The sequence below is a fragment of the Sphingobium sp. L-44 genome, from assembly GCF_056859495.1.
In genome coordinates, this window is sequence record NZ_JBSXOQ010000042.1 from 1 (window position 1) to 2,629 (window position 2,629).

General features: G+C 62.5%; 3 protein-coding genes and 1 tRNA gene. 2 read left to right on the top strand and 2 right to left on the bottom strand.

Annotation, left to right across the window (positions count from 1 at the left end; genetic code table 11):
• Positions 1 to 149 precede the first annotated feature (149 nt).
• Positions 150 to 800, bottom strand: a complete 651-nt coding sequence (locus tag AC13EK_RS03310) for a TetR/AcrR family transcriptional regulator (RefSeq protein WP_483022023.1) — start codon at positions 798 to 800, stop codon at positions 150 to 152.
• 101 nt (positions 801 to 901) lie between these two features.
• On the opposite strand from AC13EK_RS03310, the gene AC13EK_RS03315 reads away from it, so the two are divergent.
• Positions 902 to 1,225, top strand: a complete 324-nt coding sequence (locus AC13EK_RS03315; RefSeq protein ID WP_069337270.1) for a 2Fe-2S iron-sulfur cluster-binding protein — start codon at positions 902 to 904, stop codon at positions 1,223 to 1,225.
• Positions 1,226 to 1,236: 11 nt separating this feature from the next.
• Positions 1,237 to 2,457, top strand: coding sequence for a cytochrome P450 (locus AC13EK_RS03320; protein WP_214868561.1), 1,221 nt, complete (start codon positions 1,237 to 1,239; stop codon positions 2,455 to 2,457).
• A 65-nt stretch (positions 2,458 to 2,522) separates the two neighbouring features.
• Here the strand turns inward: AC13EK_RS03320 and AC13EK_RS03325 are convergent.
• Positions 2,523 to 2,599 (bottom strand) — tRNA-Met (locus AC13EK_RS03325).
• Positions 2,600 to 2,629 lie beyond the last annotated feature (30 nt).

The window sequence follows — 2,629 nt, forward strand, 5'->3', positions numbered from 1 at the left end:
ACATGCAGATCGAGGGCATGGCCGCCCTTGCCACACCCATAACCGAGGAGGTTCAGCCGCTACAGATTACACCCAAGGCCGCCTGAAAATGCAGCCCGATGGCCAGCACCGAAATTACACCACATTGACGGACGTGACCAGCTGGCGCGCTAGGCCGCGATCGCCCGGCGGCAAAATTCCCATATCTCGACTGCCAGTTCGGATCGGCGCTGGCGATCGGGAATGGCGGCCTCCTCGGCAAGCAACTGGCTGTGGACGGTGGTCGAGACCAGATTATAGACGAGCAGCGCCATCCATGACGGCGGTCCTGCGCGGACCTGCCCCTCTGCCATGCCTTCGGACAGGATCGTGGCAATCAGGTCGATGAGCGGGCTTACCGCCTTTTGCAGTTCGACCGGACGCGCCTCCGCCAGGCGCAGATGCTCACGGCTGAGCGCCGCGCTCCGGCGCTGGCCGCCTTGCCAATCGCCATCAATGGCTGCGCGACCGATGACGATGGCCGTCACGATATGATGCAAGCGCGCCAGCGGGTCCGGCAGGTCGCGCACCTGTTCGCCGAACTGTTCCGCTGCGCGACGCAGCGTATGGGCAAACACCGCCAGCACCAGATCATCCTTGCCCGCAAAGCGATCGTACAGCGCCCGACGGGCCAGCCCGGTGCGCTGCAATACGGCACGAATGGTCAGCCCTTCCGGCCCCTCCTCGTCGAGCAGATCATAGGCGGCGGCAACGATCTGCTGGTTGCGATCGTCCAGTTCCGCGATCACGTCGTCGGTCTGCGGCGCCCGGTACATGCTCATCGATCCTCTCTGCAATAATCGCTTTCCATCTAGCAGCCCGCGGCTATAGTGCCAGCACTGAGAACATCGTTCTCATCGCGAAAGAGATATGGGAGAGTGCAATGGCGACGGTCCTCTTTGTCGAGGCCAGCGGCGCGGAGCATCGGATCGATGTGCCGACGGGCGAGAATCTGATGCGCGCGGCGCTCAACGAGGGGCTGGAAGGCATGGTCGGCGAATGCGGCGGCGGCCTCGCCTGCGCGACCTGCCATTGCTATGTCGAGGAGGATTGGGCCGACCGTCTGCCCGCGCCTGCGCAGACCGAGCTGGACATGCTCGAATGCACCACCAGCGAACGCCGCCCGAGCAGCCGCCTTGGCTGCCAGATCATCGCCAGCGATGCGCTCGACGGGCTGGTCGTCCACCTGCCCGCTGCGCAATATTGAGGAGCCCGATCATGGCAACCGCCCAAGCGACGCCCGTTATGGACATTCCCGCCCATGTCCCGCCCGAACTAGTGCGCGAGATCGGCCTCACCACGGGCCCGGAATTTCTCGCCGCGCCCCATGCCTTCATGGCCAAGCTGCACGAAACGCATCCGCCGATCTTCTACAGCGTCAATCCGCTGATCGGGAACAGCTGGTGTACGATCAAGCATGAGGATGCCTTCTTCGCGCTACGCCATCCGGAATATTTCACCACCGCCGGGGCCACACCCTTCCCGCGCGATCCCAATAATTATTTCCATTTCATCCCGCTCGAGATCGATCCGCCGCATCATCGCAAATATCGCGCGATTCTCGATTCGACCTTCTCGCCGCAAAGCGTGCTGCGGCTTGAAGCCTATATGCGCCGCCTGACCAACGACCTGATCGACAGCTTCATCGATGCCGGCGAAGTGGAATTCACCACCGCCTTCGGCCGACCGCTGCCGGTGTCGATCTTCCTCGACCTGATGGGCCTGCCGCAGGAGATGCGCGACACCTTCGTCGACTGGGCGGTCGACCTGCTCCATTCGCAGGATCGCATGACCGCCGGCCTCGCCATGCGCGGGATCGAGGCCTATCTGGCGCAGGTGATCGTCGAGAAGACGGCCAGGCCCGATGATGGCGTCATCAGTACGATCATCCAGGCACGGCCGGGTGGCGAACCGCTGACCGAGCGGGAGATTTTCGGCTTTACCTTCTTCCTGTTCATCGCCGGGCTCGACACGGTGTTCGCGACGCTCAACAATATCTGGCTGTGGCTAGCGGAAAATCCCGATCGGCGGCGCGACATCATCGCCCATCCCGATCAGATCAATGCCCAGGTGGAAGAGCTGCTGCGGGTCTTTTCCGTCACCTTTTCCGGTCGGACCCTGACCCAGGATCTGGAAATGCGTGGGGTGCAGATGAAGAAGGGCGACAAGTTCAACAGCATCCTGCCCGCCTGCAACTATGACCCGGATGTCTTCCCGGATCCGACGCGGGTTGACTTCGACCGACCGCGCAAGCCGATCCTGGCCTTTGCCGGCGGCGTGCATAGCTGCATTGGTGCGCATCTGGCGCGTCTGGAGGTGAAGGTTGCGTTGCAGGAGTGGCTGCGGCGCATTCCTGACTTTGCGGTTCGGTCTGATGCGTTGATCAGCTACTGGCCTGGCGGGGTGGTTGGGCCGAAGTCTGTTCCGCTGGTCTGGTAGGGCGCGGACACAAAAAAGCCGCCTTGGGGATATCCGAGGCGGCGTGTGTGTGTTTGTGTGTGTGTTGGTTGCGGGAGTAGGATTTGAACCTACGACCTTCAGGTTATGAGCCTGACGAGCTACCGGGCTGCTCCATCCCGCGACACTGGGCTTTTGTGGCCCTGATATGCAA